This window comes from Exiguobacterium sp. s181, from assembly GCF_018617125.1.
In the GTDB taxonomy this organism is placed as follows: domain Bacteria; phylum Bacillota; class Bacilli; order Exiguobacteriales; family Exiguobacteriaceae; genus Exiguobacterium; species Exiguobacterium profundum.
The window spans coordinates 298,278-318,704 of record NZ_JACSJM010000001.1 but is presented as its reverse complement, the minus strand read 5'-3'; the positions used below and the strand labels follow the sequence as shown (position 1 = coordinate 318,704).

The 20,427-nt window shown below is 47.9% G+C and carries 22 protein-coding genes and 1 pseudogene; 9 read left to right on the top strand and 14 right to left on the bottom strand.

What is annotated here, in order from left to right; genetic code table 11:
• Positions 1-21: 21 nt before the first annotated feature.
• On the top strand, positions 22-912 hold the full coding sequence (locus KNO70_RS01790; RefSeq protein WP_214810960.1) for a helix-turn-helix transcriptional regulator: 891 nt from the start codon (positions 22-24) through the stop codon (positions 910-912).
• Between the two features lie 38 nt (positions 913-950).
• Here KNO70_RS01790 and KNO70_RS01785 read toward each other — a convergent pair whose 3' ends face one another.
• The 3 genes from KNO70_RS01785 to KNO70_RS01780 form a co-directional block, all read right to left on the bottom strand.
• A complete protein-coding gene (locus KNO70_RS01785; RefSeq protein WP_251030057.1) occupies positions 951-2,030 on the bottom strand; it encodes a PTS transporter subunit EIIC in 1,080 nt (359 codons plus the stop codon).
• Positions 2,011-2,460 (bottom strand): PTS transporter subunit EIIC, encoded by a 450-nt coding sequence (locus tag KNO70_RS16070; RefSeq protein WP_251025503.1) that lies wholly within the window; start codon positions 2,458-2,460, stop codon positions 2,011-2,013. Before KNO70_RS16070 ends, KNO70_RS01785 begins: the two co-directional genes overlap by 20 nt.
• A gap of 116 nt (positions 2,461-2,576) precedes the next feature.
• Positions 2,577-3,929 (bottom strand): 6-phospho-alpha-glucosidase, encoded by a 1,353-nt coding sequence (locus KNO70_RS01780; protein ID WP_214810954.1) that lies wholly within the window; start codon positions 3,927-3,929, stop codon positions 2,577-2,579.
• Between the two features lie 143 nt (positions 3,930-4,072).
• Between KNO70_RS01780 and KNO70_RS01775 the strand changes: the two genes are divergently transcribed.
• Positions 4,073-4,810, top strand: coding sequence for a GntR family transcriptional regulator (locus KNO70_RS01775; RefSeq protein WP_214687499.1), 738 nt, complete (start codon positions 4,073-4,075; stop codon positions 4,808-4,810).
• A 61-nt stretch (positions 4,811-4,871) separates the two neighbouring features.
• On the opposite strand, the gene KNO70_RS01770 is transcribed toward KNO70_RS01775, so the two are convergent.
• A complete protein-coding gene (locus KNO70_RS01770) occupies positions 4,872-5,090 on the bottom strand; it encodes a type II toxin-antitoxin system Phd/YefM family antitoxin (RefSeq protein ID WP_214730258.1) in 219 nt (72 codons plus the stop codon).
• 115 nt (positions 5,091-5,205) lie between these two features.
• Here KNO70_RS01770 and KNO70_RS01765 point away from each other — a divergent pair, with 115 nt between their 5' ends.
• A complete protein-coding gene (locus tag KNO70_RS01765) occupies positions 5,206-6,150 on the top strand; it encodes a M23 family metallopeptidase (protein WP_214730257.1) in 945 nt (314 codons plus the stop codon).
• A 33-nt stretch (positions 6,151-6,183) separates the two neighbouring features.
• Here KNO70_RS01765 and KNO70_RS01760 read toward each other — a convergent pair whose 3' ends face one another.
• From KNO70_RS01760 to KNO70_RS01735, 6 genes are all read right to left on the bottom strand, one after another.
• Entirely contained in the window at positions 6,184-6,582 is a 399-nt protein-coding gene (locus KNO70_RS01760) for a cytidine deaminase (RefSeq protein WP_214810953.1), read from the bottom strand.
• Between the two features lie 178 nt (positions 6,583-6,760).
• Positions 6,761-7,597: an ABC transporter ATP-binding protein gene (locus KNO70_RS01755; RefSeq protein WP_214810951.1), complete on the bottom strand. Its 837-nt coding sequence runs from the start codon at positions 7,595-7,597 to the stop codon at positions 6,761-6,763.
• Entirely contained in the window at positions 7,598-8,629 is a 1,032-nt protein-coding gene (locus KNO70_RS01750; protein WP_214686190.1) for a FecCD family ABC transporter permease, read from the bottom strand.
• Positions 8,626-9,627: a FecCD family ABC transporter permease gene (locus tag KNO70_RS01745; protein ID WP_168169872.1), complete on the bottom strand. Its 1,002-nt coding sequence runs from the start codon at positions 9,625-9,627 to the stop codon at positions 8,626-8,628. Before KNO70_RS01745 ends, KNO70_RS01750 begins: the two co-directional genes overlap by 4 nt.
• Before the next feature lie 20 nt (positions 9,628-9,647).
• Positions 9,648-10,691, bottom strand: coding sequence for an iron-siderophore ABC transporter substrate-binding protein (locus tag KNO70_RS01740; RefSeq protein WP_371816075.1), 1,044 nt, complete (start codon positions 10,689-10,691; stop codon positions 9,648-9,650).
• A gap of 144 nt (positions 10,692-10,835) precedes the next feature.
• The gene (locus tag KNO70_RS01735) at positions 10,836-11,429 is read right to left on the bottom strand and encodes an FMN-binding negative transcriptional regulator (RefSeq protein WP_214810949.1); all 594 of its coding nucleotides are present in this window, start codon (positions 11,427-11,429) and stop codon (positions 10,836-10,838) included.
• A gap of 145 nt (positions 11,430-11,574) precedes the next feature.
• Here KNO70_RS01735 and KNO70_RS01730 point away from each other — a divergent pair, with 145 nt between their 5' ends.
• Positions 11,575-12,138: a haloacid dehalogenase type II gene (locus KNO70_RS01730; protein WP_353047646.1), complete on the top strand. Its 564-nt coding sequence runs from the start codon at positions 11,575-11,577 to the stop codon at positions 12,136-12,138.
• Between the two features lie 2 nt (positions 12,139-12,140).
• Here KNO70_RS01730 and KNO70_RS01725 read toward each other — a convergent pair whose 3' ends face one another.
• Together KNO70_RS01725 and KNO70_RS01720 are read right to left on the bottom strand one after the other, a co-directional pair.
• Positions 12,141-12,653 carry a GNAT family N-acetyltransferase gene (locus KNO70_RS01725; protein WP_214687510.1) on the bottom strand — a complete coding sequence of 171 codons (513 nt, stop codon included), beginning with the start codon at positions 12,651-12,653 and terminating at the stop codon, positions 12,141-12,143.
• A 15-nt stretch (positions 12,654-12,668) separates the two neighbouring features.
• On the bottom strand, positions 12,669-13,121 hold the full coding sequence (locus KNO70_RS01720; RefSeq protein WP_214687512.1) for a MarR family winged helix-turn-helix transcriptional regulator: 453 nt from the start codon (positions 13,119-13,121) through the stop codon (positions 12,669-12,671).
• A gap of 115 nt (positions 13,122-13,236) precedes the next feature.
• Here KNO70_RS01720 and KNO70_RS01715 point away from each other — a divergent pair, with 115 nt between their 5' ends.
• Both KNO70_RS01715 and KNO70_RS01710 read left to right on the top strand, forming a co-directional pair.
• Positions 13,237-13,593 carry a DUF2200 domain-containing protein gene (locus tag KNO70_RS01715; RefSeq protein ID WP_214810947.1) on the top strand — a complete coding sequence of 119 codons (357 nt, stop codon included), beginning with the start codon at positions 13,237-13,239 and terminating at the stop codon, positions 13,591-13,593.
• The gene (locus tag KNO70_RS01710; RefSeq protein WP_214687513.1) at positions 13,590-14,048 is read left to right on the top strand and encodes a DUF1801 domain-containing protein; all 459 of its coding nucleotides are present in this window, start codon (positions 13,590-13,592) and stop codon (positions 14,046-14,048) included. The genes KNO70_RS01715 and KNO70_RS01710 overlap by 4 nt, the downstream gene beginning before the upstream one ends.
• 183 nt (positions 14,049-14,231) lie before the next feature.
• On the opposite strand, the gene KNO70_RS01705 is transcribed toward KNO70_RS01710, so the two are convergent.
• Both KNO70_RS01705 and tnpB read right to left on the bottom strand, forming a co-directional pair.
• The gene (locus KNO70_RS01705; RefSeq protein ID WP_251030056.1) at positions 14,232-15,608 is read right to left on the bottom strand and encodes a methyl-accepting chemotaxis protein; all 1,377 of its coding nucleotides are present in this window, start codon (positions 15,606-15,608) and stop codon (positions 14,232-14,234) included.
• 152 nt (positions 15,609-15,760) lie between these two features.
• A pseudogene (tnpB, locus tag KNO70_RS01700) lies at positions 15,761-16,848 on the bottom strand (IS200/IS605 family element RNA-guided endonuclease TnpB).
• Positions 16,849-17,274: 426 nt separating this feature from the next.
• Here tnpB and KNO70_RS01695 point away from each other — a divergent pair.
• The 3 genes from KNO70_RS01695 to KNO70_RS01685 all read left to right on the top strand — a co-directional run bounded on the left by KNO70_RS01695 (position 17,275) and on the right by KNO70_RS01685 (position 20,411).
• A complete protein-coding gene (locus KNO70_RS01695) occupies positions 17,275-17,916 on the top strand; it encodes a TVP38/TMEM64 family protein (RefSeq protein WP_078147622.1) in 642 nt (213 codons plus the stop codon).
• Positions 17,917-18,131: 215 nt separating this feature from the next.
• A complete protein-coding gene (locus KNO70_RS01690) occupies positions 18,132-18,752 on the top strand; it encodes a polysaccharide deacetylase family protein (RefSeq protein ID WP_240499857.1) in 621 nt (206 codons plus the stop codon).
• A 126-nt stretch (positions 18,753-18,878) separates the two neighbouring features.
• Complete coding sequence (locus KNO70_RS01685) at positions 18,879-20,411, top strand: methyl-accepting chemotaxis protein (protein ID WP_214757942.1); 1,533 nt, start codon at positions 18,879-18,881, stop codon at positions 20,409-20,411.
• Positions 20,412-20,427: the final 16 nt, after the last annotated feature.

Below are 20,427 nucleotides of genomic sequence, written 5' to 3'. Positions count from 1 at the left end.
AAGATGACGGGAATGGTAGATATGAAAAAACGACACTTGCAACTGATTCGGCTACTCAATCGCGGACGACGTTTCACGGCGGAAGAACTGGCCCAAGAGACAGGCGCCTCCATTAGGACGATTCAACGGGATATGCTCTCGCTCGAAGAACTCGGTTATCCGATTTGGAGTGTTCCTGGAACTGGGGGCGGCTATGAAATGTTGCCGAATCGTTTATTGCCCCCGCTCCATCTCCGCGAACAAGAAGCCGTCGCACTCTATCTCACGCTCAAATGGATGGAACACATTCCTGATGTGCCGTTCGGGGACATACGAAGTACGTTGTCCGATTGGTACGTGAATGAGTTACCACATGACGTAGAGTCGAAAATTCGACGATTGGAGCGAAACATTCTCTGGCTTGGAAACAAACAAATTCCAAAAGCGCCGTTCACAAAGGACATCTATCAGGCGGTCGAGCGCAAAAACAAGATCGAGATGACGTATCGATCGACGAACGGATCACGTACGTTCCCCATCGCACCGGTCGGTATGGCACTCCTTGACTTAAAGTGGTATGTCTTCGGGCTCTCCGAACTCGGATTCCGTCAATATCGGATTGATCGCATCGAAGCGGTCCAAGTGCTCGAGGAATCGTTCGAGTCCGAGGATTTGGTGACCTTGCTTCAGAGAAGTGATGAACGGGGCGGTGTGATCGTTCAACTCGAGCTGACGTCACTCGGTCGTCGTTTACTTGAAGATGTATTACCCGATATCGAAGAGAAGAATGAATGGGACGTACCTAAAGAAGAGCTGCCGTTTTTGTCGAGACAGCTGTTGAAGGCCGGAGCCGAAGTGAAGGTCAAGGCACCGCATGCGTTGCGGGAGATGATGAAGGAGCATGCGGAACGTCTTGTAACATTATACGTATGAAAACTGAAAAGGCTCAACCCATGCGGTTGAGCCCGATTTCAATTTGCTTCATCCATTTCCTTATGAATACGTAGCAATTCGTTTTTGTATAAATCAGAGCGACCTCCAAAAATCGCTTGAATGTTATTTTTCACTTTGACGACTCCAGCTGCTCCGAGTGCTTTTAGTTCATCCTCATTGATTTGAGAAACATCACTTACTTCAACACGAAGTCGTGTGAAGCATGCATCGATATCACGGATGTTCTCTCGTCCCCCAAGTGCCTCTTCAATCGCAAGTGCTGTCGTTTGAATCACTGATTGACCTGACTTTTTATCATTGTAGTCTTTACGCGTAAACAGTTTCGCTTCTTGTCCGCCACGCCCTGGTGTTGCCAAATTCCACTTCTTGATAGCGAAAGTAAAGATACTATAGTAAACGATGAAGAAACCAATGCCGACGACGACATTCATCCACCAGCGTGGTGTTCCTGGTAAGACGTTCACTAAAATATAGTCAATCAACCCTGATCCTCCAGCCCAACCGATATGTGTGTCGAGCGCATACATGAGCGCAAAGGAAATCCCCTTCAACACACTATGGATGACATAAAGGATAGGTGCCACGAATAAGAAAGTGAATTCAATCGGTTCTGTGATTCCTGTTAGAAAAGCTGTACCGGCTGCTGCAATCAATAAGCCTCGAACGACAGGACGTTTGTCTGGGTCAGCCTGACGATACATCGCAAGCGCCGCCCCGAGTAAACCGAACATAATGATTGGGAACTTACCAGACATGAAACGTCCCGCCGTCACTTCGACACCTTCCGCGATTTGAGCGAGGAAAATATACTGATCACCGTTCACGACCGCATCACCGACCGTTGCCGTTCCACCGAGAGATGTCCAGAGGAACGGGGCATACCAAATGTGGTGTAATCCTGTCGGAATCAATAATCGTTCCAACATTCCATATAACCCAACATATGCAGGATTGGTCGCATCACTCGCGATGACGTTTGCCATTGAAGTGAGTGTCGATTGGATTGGCGGCCAGATGAGCATCATGACAAATCCAAGTAAAATCGAGAAGAAGACCATTACAATTCCGACAGAACGATCACCTGCAAAGAATCCCAACACTTCTGGTGGATTGAACGTATGGAACTTTTTTATACACCCATACTGCGAGCAACCCGACCGCAATCCCTCCGAGTATACCGGTTTCAAGGGAAGGAATACCGAGTAACATGCCATATTCTCCACTCTCGGCAGCCATTTCTGCCGTGATGCCGAGGGAGATTGAAATTGTCGTATTCATAATGACATATCCGACGAGTGCTGCGAGTGCGGCAATCCCTGATCCTCCTGACAAACCAACTGCGACCCCGATTGCAAAAATGATTGGTAAGTTCGCAAAAATACTAAGACCAATTTGTAACATTCCAGCACTGATCGCTTCTACTGTTCCATTCTGTAAAAACGTCCAGCTTTCGGCTAATGGTCCCGTGAGTGCCGCACCTAGTCCTAGCAAAATTCCGGCAGCCGGTAATAAAGCGACCGGTACCATGAGCGCCTTTCCAAACTTTTGAAAAACTCCAAACTATTGACTCATTCGATTCACTCCTCATCTTGTAAGCGTTATCAATCTGAACAATGAGAAAGGGGATTGCCTCCCCTCTCTAGTTACCGTATTGCTACTGTCTCGCCCGATTTTAATTCCGGCCAGTACGTTCTGTTTTCCTCAATCAAATCATCTAAGATTCGACGAGCTATTGGTGCATCGATGACTGTACGATTTAGTGTCAACGCCTGAAGTGCCTTCTCATAACTGTTTTCGAAGTATGCGTCGACGACAAGTTGATCGTAAGCAAGCTGTCCTTCAATCATTCCTTTGTAAAAACGAGGAATCTTTCCGACTGCGAATGGTTTCGGTCCACGATTGGTAAGCATCGCAGGCACTTCAACCATCGCATCGTCCGGCAGGTTCGAAATAATCCCTTCATTTTTCACCATGACGATGAAAATATCACCGTTATTATAGGCTAGCGAAGCAGCGACCCGAATCATATAGCAGCCGTGGATATCGACCTCAAGGTGAACATTTTCGAGCGAGTCATCTTGAATAATCTGATCGCACATCGAGAAGACACGTTCTTGACGTCCGTTGATTACTTGCCGTGCCCGCGTGTTCGTGACATCTTCTTTTTCTGCCATGTCAGATGGATATAAATAATATTGAAGGTACGTGTTCGGTAAGTACTCCGGGAAATCCGTCAGCATCTTCTCTACTTGTTTGAACGTCTTGATCCAAGATGGGTCATTCGCAATCTCCGAATCTTCCGGGATGAAACCGTCTTCTAAAATGGCGCGTTTGATATCTTCAGTCAATTCATTTCCTTCTTTATCGAAGATACCTGTGAACCAACCAAAGTGGTTGAGTCCGAAATATTCCGGAACGAGATCCCAAATCTCTTTACCGAGAATCTTCGCATAGCTCACCATGATTGCTGCTGGCATGTCGCAAATGTTTAATATTTTTTGATCGTCCGGGTATGCACGTTTGAGCGCCTCGGCGACAATTGCAGCCGGGTTTGTATAGTTTAAGATCCAGCCATTCGGTGAGCCGGTGCGAATGTCAGAGACGAGTTCAATCATATCTCCGATTGAGCGCATCCCGTATGACATTCCGCCCGGTCCACACGTCTCTTGTCCCACCACGCCATGTCGAAGCGGAATCTGCTCATCTTTTTCGCGCATTTCCAAACCACCTGTCCGAATTTGGACGAAGAAGAAATCTTTATCTTTAAAAGCATATTCTTTGTCCGTCGTATATTCGAACGACTCGAGTTCTGGATAATGCTCACGCAAGATGATTTCACTCGCTTTCGCGACACGTTCTTGACGTAATTCATCTGTATCGTAAAACGTGATAGAACGAAGTGGGAAGTGTTCTTTTTCCTTAATCAAACTCATGATCATGCCGATTGTGTACGTACTACCTCCACCGACGACTACGAGACGCTGTAGTGTTTTCATGTGTGCGTTCCCCTTTCAATACATATCTAATTGATTACAATACAAATTTAATACATATTATCTGAACAGTCAACACCTTTTTTAAAACGTTTTATTTTTGTATACTATGAGTAAGGAACGCATACAATCAGGAGGTTATCTACATGAAAGCTAAATCTCCGCTATACCAGCGGATTGCTCAGGAGATGCGCACGTTTATCGAGACCGGCGATTGGGCGCCCGGTGAAGCAATTCCGACAGAAGCACAACTCGTCGAGAAATTTAAAGCGAGTCGAGTCACCGTTCGACAAGCCGTCAAACTACTTCAAGAAGAAGGATTGCTTTGGAAACGACAAGGGAGCGGCACATATGTACAATCCGAAAAGATTGAACATAATATGTACGAATTAAAAAGTTTCACTGAAGACATGAAACGGGAAGGAAAGGACGTCACGAGTAAAGTACTTACTTTCACCGTTCAACCTCCGACTGAAAAAATAAAGGAAATACTCGAGCTTGATGAAGACGCTCTTGTCTACTATATTCGCCGGTTACGCTTTGCGAACGGAGAACCGCTCATCGTCGAAGATACGTATCTTCCACTCCAATTATTTCCCGATTTAACGTATGAGGTAATGACACGGTCGAAGTATGATTACATTGAAAATGTCAAAAACCTGAAGATTGCAGACAGTGTTCAGGAATTTATCCCGGTCTTGCCGACGAAAGAAATTGCTGAAATGCTCGAGGTGAGCGATCGAACACCGATACTCAAAGTCGAACTCTATTCGTTTCTCATGGATGGCAATCGCTTTGAGTTCACCGAAACGTATTTCAAGAGTGAAGAGTATCGCTTTATCATCCGTGCCGGTCGAAGACATGAAACAACAAACACCCAGTGAATTCAACGATTCACTGGGTGTTTGTTAATGCAAAATCATATGTTTCAACATTAGACTAATGCTATTCAAGCTGCCTTAGGGATTCAAATAGACGCTCAGCATTTTTTGGACTGCTCGTCAGGTAAATGGTTTCTAACAAGCTATTATATTCTCGTTCAGAAATGATAACAGCATTCTTCCCGCCTTCTTTCGAGATGAAAATCGTCTCGTCATTTTTACATACTTGATAAAGCAAGTGGTTCAACTTTTTTTGCGCTTTGCGGTATGCAATCGTAGACATTCACATCACTCCTCATTTATGTCCACTATATTATGATTTTTTATGAATGACGAAACATCTATGTTTCTACATCCGTATAAAAGATCAATCAATCATCAACAAAGGCGGTATGTACATGCATCACGAGAACAAACAGTTCATTCTCTTATTCAAAGACGGTCAGTTCGATGACATTTATCATCAAATGACCGATTCTTGCAAATCTCATTGTTCCATGGCCATGTTTCATCACGAAGCGTCTTCGTTTCATCATGGAATTCGGCGCTATCGTCTGCTCAATGAGATGATGTTGAACGGGAATCGGTATGTATTGTGGTCGGATTTCCGAAAAGAAAAGTTATTGTCCGTTCAATTCAATCGCGTGAATCAGGTTGAATCCATTCAGATGACGGTCACATCCTCTTCAAAAGAGACCAATCCTTTCACGAAAAACAAATACCACCTTCCATTCAAAGAGCAGTGGTTCGTCGTCTCAGAAGGCACAACCCTCGGAACTTATCATCATGATCCAACCCGAAAAAAGCGTGATGGCTATGACTTTTTGAAAACACAAGAGCAACAACCTTACAATCGTAGAAAAATCGGGATGGATGGCTCGTATGCGTTTGGAGAACGAGTGATTGCTCCATTACACGGGACGATTCATCAAGTCGTGGATGGGTTGTCAGACGAACTAGATGCTGATCATCCATTCGGTAATCACGTCATCATTCAACATGCGAACGATGAATATTGCCTTCTCGCCCATCTTGAGAATGGTTCCATTGCCGTGAATGTGGGAGATACGGTCAAAACCAAACAGTTGATTGGGCGCTGTGGGCGTTCCGGAATTACACCTGAGCCACGCTTGCATATGCGTGTCATGAATCACCCGGATGTGGACAGCGCGACCGCCCTCCCGATTCAATGGAAAGGTCGATTACGACCTGTGCGTGGAAAAGTAGTCACTTCCCGCGAGGAAGAAGGATGGTCGTATGGGATTGCAGCCCTCGATTTTTCAGAACTGCTCCTTTATGTTGTACAGGCCATTCCGCGATTATTTTTTCGCTTTTTTGGATAAGAAAACCCCTCAGGAATCTGAGGGGGTTCAACATCACATATCCAAATCAGTGAACGCGAGCGGGACGAGCTCTCCAAGCGTCACTTCTTTCACATCGGCGTTGCCGTTTGTGAGGAGTATTTTGAAGTCAGGATCGCCGAACTCGACCATGACTTGGCGGCAGATGCTACATGGTGGCAAGAAGTCTTCCGTGTCCCCAGACACGGCAACCGCTTCGAAGTCACCTTTTTTGTATCCTTGAGCGACCGCTGTGAAGATGGCCGTACGCTCCGCACAGTTCGTTGCTCCGAACGAGACGTTCTCGACGTTGACGCCGTCGATGACCGTACCGTCTTTCATGAGAAGTGCCGCACCGACGCGGAACTTCGAATATGGTGAATACGCATTGTCTTTCAATTGGCGTGCGCGCTCGACTAATTGTTGTTGGTTCATCTTAAGTCATTCCTCTCGAATATCGAATGAACTGATGCCAGTCCCCGTGCCTCTCATTTTGGGCAGGATTTATAGCATACACCCGCCTCAAAGAGAAGTCAATGACTTTTTACAAACGCTTTCATGGATAAACAAAAAAAGAAGGAGCGCTCGCCCCTTCTTGACTCTCTATACGTGGTCACACCAATTCAAGCTGCGCGACAGCCGCCTCTTCCGTTTCCGTCTGCACATGATGACGCCCAATCGGAATAACGGAAGGTGAACCGGATACCGGGTCACACATGACTGAACAGCGAAGGTTGAACACATGATGGATCAAATCACACGTGATGACGTCCGACGGCTTTCCTTCGGCGATCAACTTTCCTTTGTCGAGCGCGAAGATGTAGTCCGCATAACGCGCCGACAAGTTAATATCGTGAAGGACCATGACAATCGTCGTCCCATACTTCCGGTTCAAGTCCGTCAACAAGTCGAGAATCTCGACCTGATACGTGATATCAAGATACGTCGTCGGTTCATCTAAAAAGAGCACGTCCGTCTGTTGAGCCAGTGCCATCGCAATCCAGACGCGTTGGCGCTGCCCGCCTGACAACTCGTCGATGGGATGATCCGCGAACTCCGTGATGTTCATCATCTCCATCGCCTCGGCGACAGCTTCGTAATCGGCTTTCGTCCAGCCCTTTAAGAATGATTGATGAGGGTAACGACCACGACCGACAAGATCGGCGACCGTAATCCCTTCCGGTACGACCGGGGACTGTGGCAACATCCCAAGGACACGCGCTAGCTTTTTCGGTGCCATTTTCGAAATCGGCTTATCGTAAAGCGTCACTTGACCGGCACTCGGTTTGATGAGGCGTGCCATCGTCTTCAGGAGCGTCGACTTCCCGCAACCGTTCGCACCGATGATGATGCTGATTTGATTGCTCGGAATTTCAAGGCTGATATCGTTCAAAATCATCTTGTCCTCGTATCCCGAGGTGAGATGTTCCACTTTCATAATGGATGCCATTTAGAAGTCCCCTTTCTGGTTCATCCGAATCAACAAGTATAAGAGATAAGGCGCGCCGATGATGCCGGTGATGACACCGACCGGATAGCGTGCCGTGAAGGCGAATTGTCCGACAAGGTCGGCCGCTAGTACTAAAATGATTCCGACAAGCGCTGCCGGCAAGATTCCCGCGTGGCTCGTTCCGACGAGCCGTTTGGCAATCGGCCCTGCCAAGAAGGCAATAAACGCAATCGGTCCCGTTGTCGCTGTTGCAAGGGCGAGCATGAATACTGCTGCCACAATGAGCAGAAGTCTGGTCTGGTTCGTGTTGATTCCAAGCCCTGTCGCCGCCATTTCTCCGAGCTCGAGCATTTCAAGCTGACGAGTGAGTAACAGTACAATCGGTAAACAGATAAGTACCGTGATGATTAAAGGTGGCAACTCTTCAAGTTTCGCCCCATTTAAACTTCCTGTCAACCACCGCATCGCCATCGCGACATCGTTTTGTCGGCTGATGAGCAATAGATAATTGATGACGGCTGTTAACATCGCTTGAATCCCAATTCCAACTAACACCAAACGACCGATGGAGAAAGCCGCCCCTTTGGATAGGAAATAGATGACCAGCACGGTGACGAGCCCTCCGATAATCGAAGCGATCGAGATTATCGCTTCACTCGATTGTAGGACGACGATACAGAAGACAGCCGCCGCACTGGACCCCGTTGTGATCCCGATGACATTTGGATTGGCAAGCGGATTTCGAAGCATCGTTTGGAAAATCGTTCCCGCGGCACCAAATGCTGCACCGGCAAAGACACCAGCGAGCATACGTGGTAGACGCAATACTTCAATGGCGAACGTCGCCCCTTTTACGTCTTCCCCGAGCAAGACGCGGATGACATCCTGAACCGGATAAATCGTATTGCCCAACATGAGCATCAACCCGCTCAATGCTACCGCTATGATGGTCAAAAGAATCGTCATCCCGACATAACGACGGCGTCGCTTCATGCGACCTTGTCTGATTTGTTCAATCGCTGGTTGCATCATAGTCCTCTTACTTTCACTTTCATTGTCAATAGAATCAAGATCGGTGCCCCGATGAACGCCGTCACAATCCCGACCTCAAGTTCACCTGGACTTCCGAGCAAACGTCCGATGACATCCGAGAAGGTCAAGATGATGGCACCTGCTAAGGCAGACATCGGCATGAGGTAGCGTTGGTCAGGACCGAGCACGAGTCGAATCAAATGTGGGGCGAGAAGTCCGATAAACCCAATCGGTCCAGCGAGTGCAGTCGCAGCCCCACACAGAATCACGCCTGCGAACGAGGCGGTCAACTTCAATGTCCCCGTCCGAACACCAAGACTCTTCGCCATCTCCTCCCCGAGCGCAAGTGCGTTCAAGGAAGGTGCGGTCACTACCGCAATCACGAGACCGATTAGAAGAAACGGTAAAAATGTATAAATCGAATCCAGATTTCCCGCACCGACACTCCCTACTTGCCAAAAGCGGAACTGGTCCATGACGTTTGAGCGTGGAATCATAAGAGCCATGACGAGCGACGATAATGCTGCACTTGTCGCCGCTCCCGCCAAGACGAGTTTGAGCGGGGTCGCCCCTCCCCTTCCGAGTGAACCGATGCCGAAAACGAAAATGGCCGTCAATAGCGCCCCGACGAGCGCAAACCAGATGAACGCACTCGCCGTCGCGATGTTGAAGAATGCGATGCCAATGACGACGGCGAGCGCTGCTCCCGTGTTGACCCCAAGAATACTCGGGTCAGCGATTGGGTTACGCGTCACCGACTGCATGAGTGCACCCGCCACACCGAGTGCTGCGCCACACATAAAACTGAAAATTGTCCGGACGACCCGCTCCCGGACAATGTCTGCCTCATACGACTGAACAGCCGGACGGAATAAACCGTCCAGCAGTTCATTCCACCCGACTGTTCGAGAGCCGAAGGCAAGGGATGCCACGATGCATAGCACCGTCAGTACGAGCGTCCCAACTAACAGGAGCGGGAAGTACTTCGGGGTATGCATCTGTTTCACCTGATTTTGCATCATTTTACTTTCGCAAGTGCATCCGATACGCGTGAAACGTACTCATCAATCGTATATTCAATCGAGAGTGGCGTCGGTGTTCCAGCCGCTGCGAGTGGCGTATTGTCTTCAATCAATACGACCGATCCGCGTTCAATGGCTGGTACTTTACTGTAGAGCGGGTCTGCTTGAAGCGCCTTTAACGTGTCTTCATTTCCGTATGTGACGAAGATGTCGACATCGTTCAAAATGTCGGCGTTCTCTTTGCTGAGCTCGAGATAGAAGCTATTTGCTTTTTCAGCTTCGTCGACAATGTTTTGTGGGTACTCCATGCCGAGTTCTTCGATGAAGGCACCACGAGGATCACCTGTTGTATAGATATAGAATTTTGAAAGATCTTCTGCGCTCATCGAGACGAAAGCGGCTTTCTTTCCAGCAATCTCAGGAACGGCTGTCGCTTTGTCAGTAATCAACTGCTCCGTGTCTTTGATTAACTGTTCGCCTTCTTCACCAAGTCCCATTGCGAGTGAGTCATAACGAACCATGTCTTGCCATGAGGTGACCCAAGGTGTTTCTTGATATGCCACGACCGGTGCGATTTGGCTAAGCGTGTCATAGTCTTCTTGCGTGATGCCTGAGTAGGCGGCCAAGATGACATCGGGATTTGAATCTGCGATTGCTTCAAAGTCTAATCCGTCCGTATCTTGATAGATGTTCGGGTTCTCTTCGCCAAGCGCTGTCAACTTCTCTGCTGTCCATGGAAGCATCCCGCTATCATCTTGTACACCGTAGTTCGCAGCTGAGAATCCGACCGGTACGACATCGAGGGCAAGGGCGACGTCATGGTTCCCCCATGAAATTGTTGCGACCCGTTCCGGCTTCTCTTCGATGACCGTTTCACCGAATGTGTGCTCGATTGTGATCGGGTAACCTTCTGCCGATTCTTGCGTCCCTTCGTTCGTGGAAGCGTTCTCAGATTCTTCCGAACCACAACCGGCTAAGATGAGTGCAAATGCCGATACAAAGATGAACATATGTAACCATTTCTTGAATGTGTTGTTCACGTGATTTTCCCCTTTTCGAACTTCTCTGTATTTTACCGTTACTGATAATCATTATCAGTTATGAGTATAGACCTGCTCCTAAGCCATGTCAACCGCTACTCAGGAAAGAAATATGAAAAAACCTGCCTTTTCAGGACAGGTTGCTTAGGACTTGCGATGCCGTCGCATCACGTCTGCGATCGGTTCATCTTGTTTTTCAAGCTCCGATACGATCCGTTCATGGTCCACGTCGTTTCGGTTTTGGCTTAACTTGAACGTCGCCTGCATATCGGTGATGTCGATCCGAAACCCGACGACGCCGTTCATTTGTCGCTTCACCGGTTCGGATAATGCATCCCAACGCACCGCATGCTCACGCTCGCCTTCATGCTCGTGAAGTAATCCGGCTAGTTCCTCAACCAACTCGTTTTCATTGAGAATCGTCGCACGTCCATATACGTGTACGGCTTGATAGTTCCATGTCGAGACGTCCTCATGACCATACCATGACGCTGACACGTAAGCGTCTGGCCCTTGAAAGATGACGAGAACGGTTTGAACTTCAATTGTTCGCCACTGAGGATTCGCTTTTGCGACATGAGTCGTCAGTTGACCGTTCGCCTCATCGAATCGTAACGGGACATGTGTCGCAATCGGTTTGTCCCCGTCATGCGTCACGATTGTACCGAATGGATGGGCATGGAGAAACGCGTAAATTTCTGATCGCTCTTTGACGGAATATTGATTTGGAATATACATGCCGGACTCCTTTCTCCTATTATATTCTGAACAAGACCGGTATAACGACACAGAAGGAGGAATGTTTTTATAAACTCAACCATCAAAGCCATCGTCTTTGACGTATATGGCACATTATTCGACGTCCATTCGGTGAAGGATGCCTGTGTTCCCTGAAAAAGGAGCTGCCATCAGCCAAATATGGCGGACGAAACAACTCGAGTATTTCTTTTGGCGCCACATGATGGGACGTTACGAAGATTTCGATACAGTGACCCGGGACGCACTCCGTTACGCATTAGCCGTGCATGACGCAACATCGACGGAGGAAATTGAACAACGTCTGATCGCATCGTATGCGTACCTCACCCCGTATGAAGAGGTCGCGTCGGTCCTAAAGGAGTTGCATGACGTGAAGACCGTCATCCTCTCGAACGGGACGGACGAGATGCTTGAGGCACTGCTTCGCAACGCCGGTCTCACCGATTATTTCGATGAGGTCGTCAGCTTCGGCGGCATCAAACAACCGAAACCGACGCCTGCCGCCTACATACACTGGTTCAAGACGTCCGGTCTTCGTCGTGACGAGGTGCTCTTCCTATCGTCGAACGGATGGGACAAAAACTTTGGCTTTCATGCCGCCTGGATCAATCGGAACGACCTACCGTTTGAAGCGTTCGATGTGGAACCGGATACCGTCTATCCGAATTTGAACAACTTGCCAGAATAGCTCTAGTCCGTGAATGACCTCGTGAAAATGAGGTCGTTTTGTGCATCCTCTCCCATGAAAAAGGTGTGCACGCCCGTCTGTTCGAACCCATTGCGCCGATAGAATTGAATCGCTTTTTCATTGTGTTCCCATACGCCCAGCCACATCTTCCGTTTATGCAACTTCTTCGCCAATTCGCTTGCCTGAGTGAATAATGCTTTCCCCACCCCGTGACCTTGAAACGCTTCTAGTACGTAGATTCGTTCTATTTCAATCGCATCGGTGCCCATCGGTTCGGATTGAGCGTCGCGTACGTTCACTTTCAAATACCCTGCCAACTCGCCATCTACGTGCGCAAAGTAGAAATGAGAGTCAGGGTGTGCCAACTCTTGCTTCAACTGCTCAGTCGCGTAAGCTTTTTCTAAGTAAGCGTTCAAATGCTCTTCTGTGTTGTGACGTGCGAACGTCTCCGTAAACGTCTGGATGCTAATGTGACGTAAGGCTTCTACGTCCGTCGCTTTCGAGATTTCAATCATGTGGCCTCGCTCCTCTCAATATTCTCGATGCTTGCCTTTCTTCACCTCGGTCCAATCTGTTTCCACATTGCTTCGTACTTTTTTCAAAAGGCGTAACAACTCTTCACTTTCTTGCTCATCGAGTCCTGATAACGCGACCGATGTAGAATATTCATGTTCCCGAATGATGAGCGGGTACAATGTCTCGCCCTTCTGCGTCACGTATAACCGTTTGATTTTCTGGTTCTCTAAATCTGACCGTCTCTCAATCCATCCCTCTTGCTCCAGTTTCTTGATGGCACGTGCGGCGGTCGTCCTGTCTACCTTAATCAACTCTGCCAGCCGCTCTTGAATGATACCTGGGTGTTCAAAAATCCTAACGACGTACAAGTACTTCCCTTTTTCTAAACCGAGTGCCTTAAATTCAATGTTGCTGATTGAATCGAGGGCACGCGCAATCATCCCGATCTCTCGTAAATGGTCATGCATTATGAGACACCTCTACTTTTTTGTTGCAAACGCAACAAAATACTTTATATAAGCGTATCGTAATTTGTGAGAGAATGGAAGTAAGAATTTTCGCTAAGAAGGAGATGAATGAAAGATGGGTCACCGAATCTATACGACGAGTTTCGCGAGCGTTTATCCACTCTACGTCGCCAAAGCCGAACGCAAAGGACGGACGAAGGAAGAAGTCGACACCATCATCGAATGGTTGACCGGTTACGATGAGACCGGACTCGAACGTCAGATAGCCAATCAAGTCGATTTTGATACATTTTTCGCTTCAGCACCTCGTCTCAACGAAGACCGCGCCCTCATCAAAGGCGTCGTCTGTGGGGTTCGTGTCGAGAACGTCGAAGAACCGCTCATGCGTGAGATCCGTTATTTGGACAAACTCATCGATGAATTGGCAAAAAGAAAGAAAATGGAGAAGATCTTACGAGGAGGCGAATCATGATGGATGTGACAGCACTCGTCGACGAGGCACGGCTCGATTCATTTATTCATCTGCTCGAGGTCATCGATGATCATTTACCTGGCGGATTTGAAAAAACGACGGACGGACATGGTGTCCATTACGTCGTTCCACTCGATCGATATCCGTCCGGGTATCATGTCACACCGGGGACGCCACTACCGTTTATCAGTGTAATCGCGCAAAAGCGCCATGTCGGACTGTATCACATGGGCATTTACGCCGACCCTGAATTACTCGCTTGGTTCGAACGGGAGTATGCGAGTCGTGTCCCGACGAAACTTGATATAGGGAAAAGCTGTATCCGTTTCAATAACGTGCAGCGAATCCCGTTTGACTTGGTCGGAGAACTCGTCGAGAAGATGACTGTCGAGGAATGGATTCAGCACTACGAAGGACAACGAAATAATAAAAGAGGCTGGGACATAACCCAGTAAATTTATAAGAAAGAGGCCCCATGAGCGACTTGTTCGCTCACGGGACCTCTTGTCATTTTTATGGGTTCGTGCATTTCGGACTAAACAGGAAAGAAGGGGTCCAGCCACCGAAAATCGGTGACCGGACCCCTCTTTTTATCAAAAATTTTTAAAACCGGTTAGTTATGTCCCCGCCTCTTTCATTTACACAGTAAATCGATTCGTCATCTCTCGCATCTCATCCGCCATATTCGATAATTCTTGAGCGGCTGCCGTAATTTCTTCCATTGATGCCATCTGTTCTTCAGTAGCTGCTGATGTGTTCTCCGTTTCTGTAGCAGTCGATTCAGTAATTCCTTGAATCTCATTCACGGAGTTCAACACTTCTGTCGCTCCCGCCGCCATTTCTTGTACAGCACTGGACACTTTTTCTATTTGTTGCCCGACTTCTTCAATGGCTACTTTAATTTCATCAAACGCAACACCTGTCTGCCGCACGTTCGTCACACTCTGTCCCATATCACCTTCTACGACATGCATCGTCTCTACGGCATGCTTTGTTTCTGTCTGTGTATGATGAATTAAAGAGGAAATTTGTTTGGTCGCATCGGCTGATTCTTCTGCCAGTTTTCGTACTTCTGCAGCAACGACTGCAAACCCACGTCCCTGATCTCCTGCGCGCGCTGCCTCGATTGCTGCATTTAATGCAAGTAAGTTCGTTTGCTCTGCAATTCCTGAAATGGTCCCACTGATTGTACCAATCTCTTGAGAACGAGTATTAAGCTGCTCAATGACTTGTTGCAACGTCTTCACTTTTTCATTCATCGCTTCAAGCTGATGTTCAAGCGTTTCGATTAGCTCATTCCCTGATTGTACTTTGTCCAATGCCCCTTCCGATAATACAGTCATCTGTTGAGCACGATCAGAGACTTGGTGAATGCCATTCGTCAATTCTGAAAGGGTACCATTTGAAGACTTGACCCGTTTCAACTGATGGAGTGAACCCGAAGCGATTTCTTCCATCGTCACAGCTACCATCTCTGTCGCTTTTGTCGTTTCTTCTACGTTATTTTTCAAATCGTCCGATGAAGTCGCCACACGCCCAGCAGTCGAAGTCACTCCACCAATCAACTCTCGTAAACTTTCTTTCATCTGATTGAATGACTGTGCGAGCGCCCCGATTTCATCGCGTGATGTGTATGTGCTATTGACTGTCAAATCCCCTTCACCGGCACGACTCATCAATACGTTCAATTCTTTCACCGGACCAACCACAAGGCGCGTGATGTAGACGCCTAATCCAATTGAAAGCGCAGCTCCCAGAATGACAAGACCCCAAAAGATAAACACAGCACGCTCTCGATCAGACCGCATCGTATCACTGGCCGTTCCCGCATCCACATTCAACTGATCCATAACTTCTTTCGCTGTCTCAACAAGCGCAAGTCGAATTGGTCGTAATTCTATTCCATATTGTCGGTAAGCAGATTCATTTTCATTTCGTAATGCAGGTTGCAATACGACGTCTATGCTTTCCAAATATGCGTTCGTCTCTTCATTCAGCTTTTCGATTCGACTCATTAATTCAGGATCTTCTGTCGAAATCGAATCAGTGAACTACTCGCCACTTATTTGCTTCGCAAATTGAAGTGGGAGCTTCTTGGGAAGACCGCACTTTTACTAGCCACGATTGTTTACCAAGCTCACCGGGCAGTCCCTGCCCTGAATGGTTGTCAGTCAGCCAACATCAATAGGTTGAGGCTCGCGTTGATGTCACGGTCATGATGCGCGCCACAGGCACACGTCCATTCACGGACATCTAATTTTTTCTTCTCGCCTTTTTCGCCGCAAAAGAACAGATTTGCGTCGATGCGTACCATTGGTCGGCCTTGATGAGCGTCCGTCCGTAGAAGTTTGATTTGTATTCAAGCTGGCGGACGAACTCGTACCAACTGACGTCGGCAATCGATTTGGCGACCTTGTGGTTCTTCATCATGTTCTTCGATTTCAATGTCTCCACGACGATGACTTGGTTCTCGTCAACGGTTCGTTTTGACAATTTGTGAAGGAAGTCTTTGCGTTGGTTTGCGATTTTCTCGTGTTTCTTGGCCAAAAGTAATTTGGCTTTTTCACGATTCTTGCTCCCGATCTTCTTACGAGACAGAGCGCGTTGCGCCTTCTTGACCTTCTCTTCGGACTTGCGAAGAAAGCGAGGGTTGTCGATCTTCTCAGAAACCATGTCATCATTTGTCATGATGGCGAAGTGTTCTAACCCGAGATCGATGCCGATCTTGTTCTTAGCCGGAATCCATTGCTCGTCATCCTGATTGACAAGGATGGAAACGAAGAACTTGCCTGTCTTGGTCATCGACACCGTCGCCGACCGGATGACGCCCTCAAACGAGCGATGTTGTTCGAACTTCACGAAGCCGATTTTAGGAAGTCTCACCTTGCCGTTCTCGATGCGGATCGTACCGTGCTGGTTGTTCGTCGTGTAGGAGGCGCGCGACCGCCGTCTCGATTTGAAGGTCGGGAAGCCGGCCGTTCCGGCGAAGAACTTCGCGAACGCGGTGTCGAGGTTCAACTTCGCGTTCGCGAGCGCGAGGCTGTCCGCCTCGGCGAGGAACGGGAACAGGGGCTTGTAGGATGCGGGTGTCGCCGGATTTCGTCTCGTCACGATCCCCGCTTTCGCCTCATCGCGGATGGCGATGCGGTCCTCGAGCAGCTTGTTGTAGATGAACCGGGCGCAGCCGATCGTCTTGATGAGGAACTCGGCCTGTGCAGGCGTCGGGTGGAGCCTATATTTGTAGCCTTTCAGCATGTCCGTCCCTCCTCCTTCCAGCAGATCGTGATATGTCCTCCTCATCCGATACCCACGGAGGGGGAGGGAGAATCTGACGGAATAACGAACTTTTGTTCGTCACATCTGTCATAGGGAGAGAAAACTGTTGGACCGGGCGATTCATCTCCCACCTACGCCGGGCTTCGCCCCGAGACGCTTAGAGGAGGGAGAATTCTCGCCTGATTTTAGTTAAATTTTTCATCATTTTCCCTCCCATTCTATTTATCGTGTCGAATTTGTGAAAAATGAAGCAATGTTTAGAAAGCCTTGACCTAAGTTTCAATTCGAATAGCTGCCTCTTTGCTCCATCTCGTTACACCTTTTGTAAGCCGGCTCGCATTTATGTTGTATGGAGATGCAGTATACTAACATCAGATACATTCGGTTACGAAAGGAGCGGACAACTTGTCACGACCACTTAAACTCACACTCTTTCTTCTCGTGTTTGGATCTTTGTTCTATATCACCCATTTCCACTATGAGTTGCGTCCGTCTGACATCCGGGACATCGTCTTGTCATTCGGATTTTGGGGTCCACTCTTCTTTATTTTTCTTTATGCCATCGGTCCGGTCGCATTTTTACCGACATCCGTCCTCTCGCTCGGAGCCGGACTCGCGTTCGGCGTATGGCCAGGTGTCCTCTATATCATTATTGGTGCAACTGCTGCTGCGACGACCGGTTATGTGATGGGGCGTTTTTTCGGACGCTCAGTCATCAACGTCGACCGCTATCCATGGTCAGAGAAACTGTTCACACAAATGGAGCGTCGTGGCTTTTTATATGTATTTGTCCTCCGGCTCATCCCGCTCGTCAGTTTCGACTTACTCAGTTATGCCGGCGGAATCTCACGTGTTCGCTTCCGTGCCTTCGTACCGGCGACCGTGCTCGGCATGATTCCAGGTACGTTCGCCTACAGCTTCCTCGGGGCGAGCCTCGCCTCAGGCAGTGTCACTACGATCTTCATCGCCGCGCTCGTCTTCGTCGGCTTGATTGTCGTGACGTATATCTTCCGGGAACCGGTGAAAAAGTGGTTAGGCCTAAATTGAAAAATCGATTCTCCTATCTCACTAAAAGGCATTTGAACACACAATCCCTTTTATTGTAAATTATATGTGGGAATAATATCCACATATACTATTTAAAGGGGAATCACCACGTGTTTAAAAAAGTTATCGCCTGTCTTCTAGTTATTTTCATGTTATGTAGTTCGTCTGTTTCAATTTCAGCAAAAGAATTTCATTCTCGATATAATAAAGGAGAAATGGTCTATCTAACCTTCGACGATGGACCAAATCAATACACACCGAAGTTGCTCGATGTCTTAAAACGATATGATGTGAAGGCAACTTTTTTTATTTTGGGCAAGAAAATCAAAGGAAATGAAGCCATTCTCCAACGAATCGTGGACGAGGGTCATACAATCGGATTACATAGTATGACTCACGATAAGAAAACATTTTATCGTTCCCCTCAAACCGCAGTAAATGAGATGAAACAAGTTCAACAATTGATTTTTGATATCACCGGCGTAAAGTCAACGACCATTCGCGTCCCTTATGGAAGTGTGCCTCATATGACCAAAGCACATCGTCAAGCGATGGAAAAGGCCGGTTTTGACATGTGGGACTGGAACGTTGATACGCTCGATTGGAAATATAAAAAGGATCAAAAAACGATGCGCTATCAAACGATCAAACAAGTACGTGCTCATCGCGCTTACTATCAAGCATCTATCGTCTTGATGCATGATCACGCCACTTCTCCAGAATCACTCTCTTATATGCTGAGACATTTGACACGTGAGAAGTTTCTCTTTTTGACGACGGATCAAGCAAAAAAACCGTATCATTTCTATAACAAGTGGTACGGCACATCACATTGATTACCTCAATCGGAGCCCTGTGCTCCTTTTTTTGTTCCAAATGTGCAATCTATATTAACTTCCGTCAACTTCATCCGATATGTATAGAGCTACAACAAATGAACACGAGAATGTGAGGAAAGAATGATGAGTTTGATCAAAAGAAATCAGTTGATGTTGTTGACGACGTTATTGATTGTGATGACGTCGGTTGTTGTCCATTTGCTACATCGTTTCACGGACTTTGCCTATGCGTATACGATCCTACGAAACGGTGCGGACGGTTACGTGTATTCCGGTGTGACGTGGGTCTTGTTCGCCCTTCCAATCCTCTTCTTTGGGATGATGGTCGTCGCCTCGAAGCGAGAATCCGTAGCATTTCCTTATTGGATGATGCTGACGCTCACCTTCGCTAGCATCTCGACCGTCGCAGGAGGGCAAGGACTCGTTGAGTATCACTTCTCCATTTTTGTCGTCTTGGCGATTTTGTCGTTCATGCGTCGAACCGATTTGATTTTGTATAGTGCGGGGATCTTTGCTGTGCAACATCTAGTCGGATACTTTTTAATCCCTGAGATGATTTGTGGGACGAGCGACTATCCGTTCAGTTTACTACTCGTCCATGCCGTGTACTTGATTCTTCTCAGCGTCGTGCTTGTCGCGCAAATCCACCTCCGTAACAAAGAGACGCAACATGCCGAGGCACAGGAGCAAGAAACACGACAGTTGTTACAACAAGCGATTCATGATGTCAGCGCCCTCGTTCAATCGTTAAACAGTCACGCCGAAGAGCTTGAATCTGCTGCTAACCAGTCTCTTGAATCTGGTGAGCAAATCGCTGTCACGGTCGATCCAATTGTCGCGCATGCTTCATCCCAACAGGAATCCATGGTGCAAGGGGCAGATGAAATTCACTCAATCCGTTCTTTGACAGCGCTCATTCAAGAACGAATGGCCCAGACGGCCGCAGCGTCCTCGCGTATCGCCAAAGATGCCCTTGCCGGGAACAAAGACATGCGACTGATGGAAGCAAAAGTACAAGAAATCATCACCGAGTCGGAGCAGCTCGACCGGATTGTCGCGACAATGTCGAATCGTTCAACCGAAATCCAAGAAATCTTGCAACAAGTCGGTTCAATCAGTGAACAGACGAACATGCTCGCCTTGAATGCATCTATTGAAGCGGCTCGTGCCGGTGAGGCTGGACGAGGATTCGCTGTTGTCGCCTCCGAAGTCGGGAAACTCGCTGTCCAATCGCGTGAATATGCATCCGAGATGACCCGAGTCCTCGGTGGATTGATGGAAGATACGACCGTCGTATCCAAATCAGCGCATCTTTTCAAACAAGCGACCGAAAACTGTCAAACGGTCACGAACGATGTGACGGCTGTCTTTGGCCGTCTTACAGAAGATGTATCAGAAATCGACGAACAAATCGCTTCAATTCAAGAGACGCGCCAGCGGGTCACGACACAGATGGAAACACTCGAAACACGACTTGAATCGACGAAATATGCGGCGAATGAACTTCAACAACAGATTCACCATGTTGCCGCAGCAACGGAAGAGCAAGTCGCTATTCAAAAAGAACTCAGCTCGATGTCGGACCGACTCGCGCTAACCGCGAATTCGCTTGAAAACGTGACTTCTCAACTCGAGGATCACGCCACTCGCGCCTAACACAAATGCCCTCGAC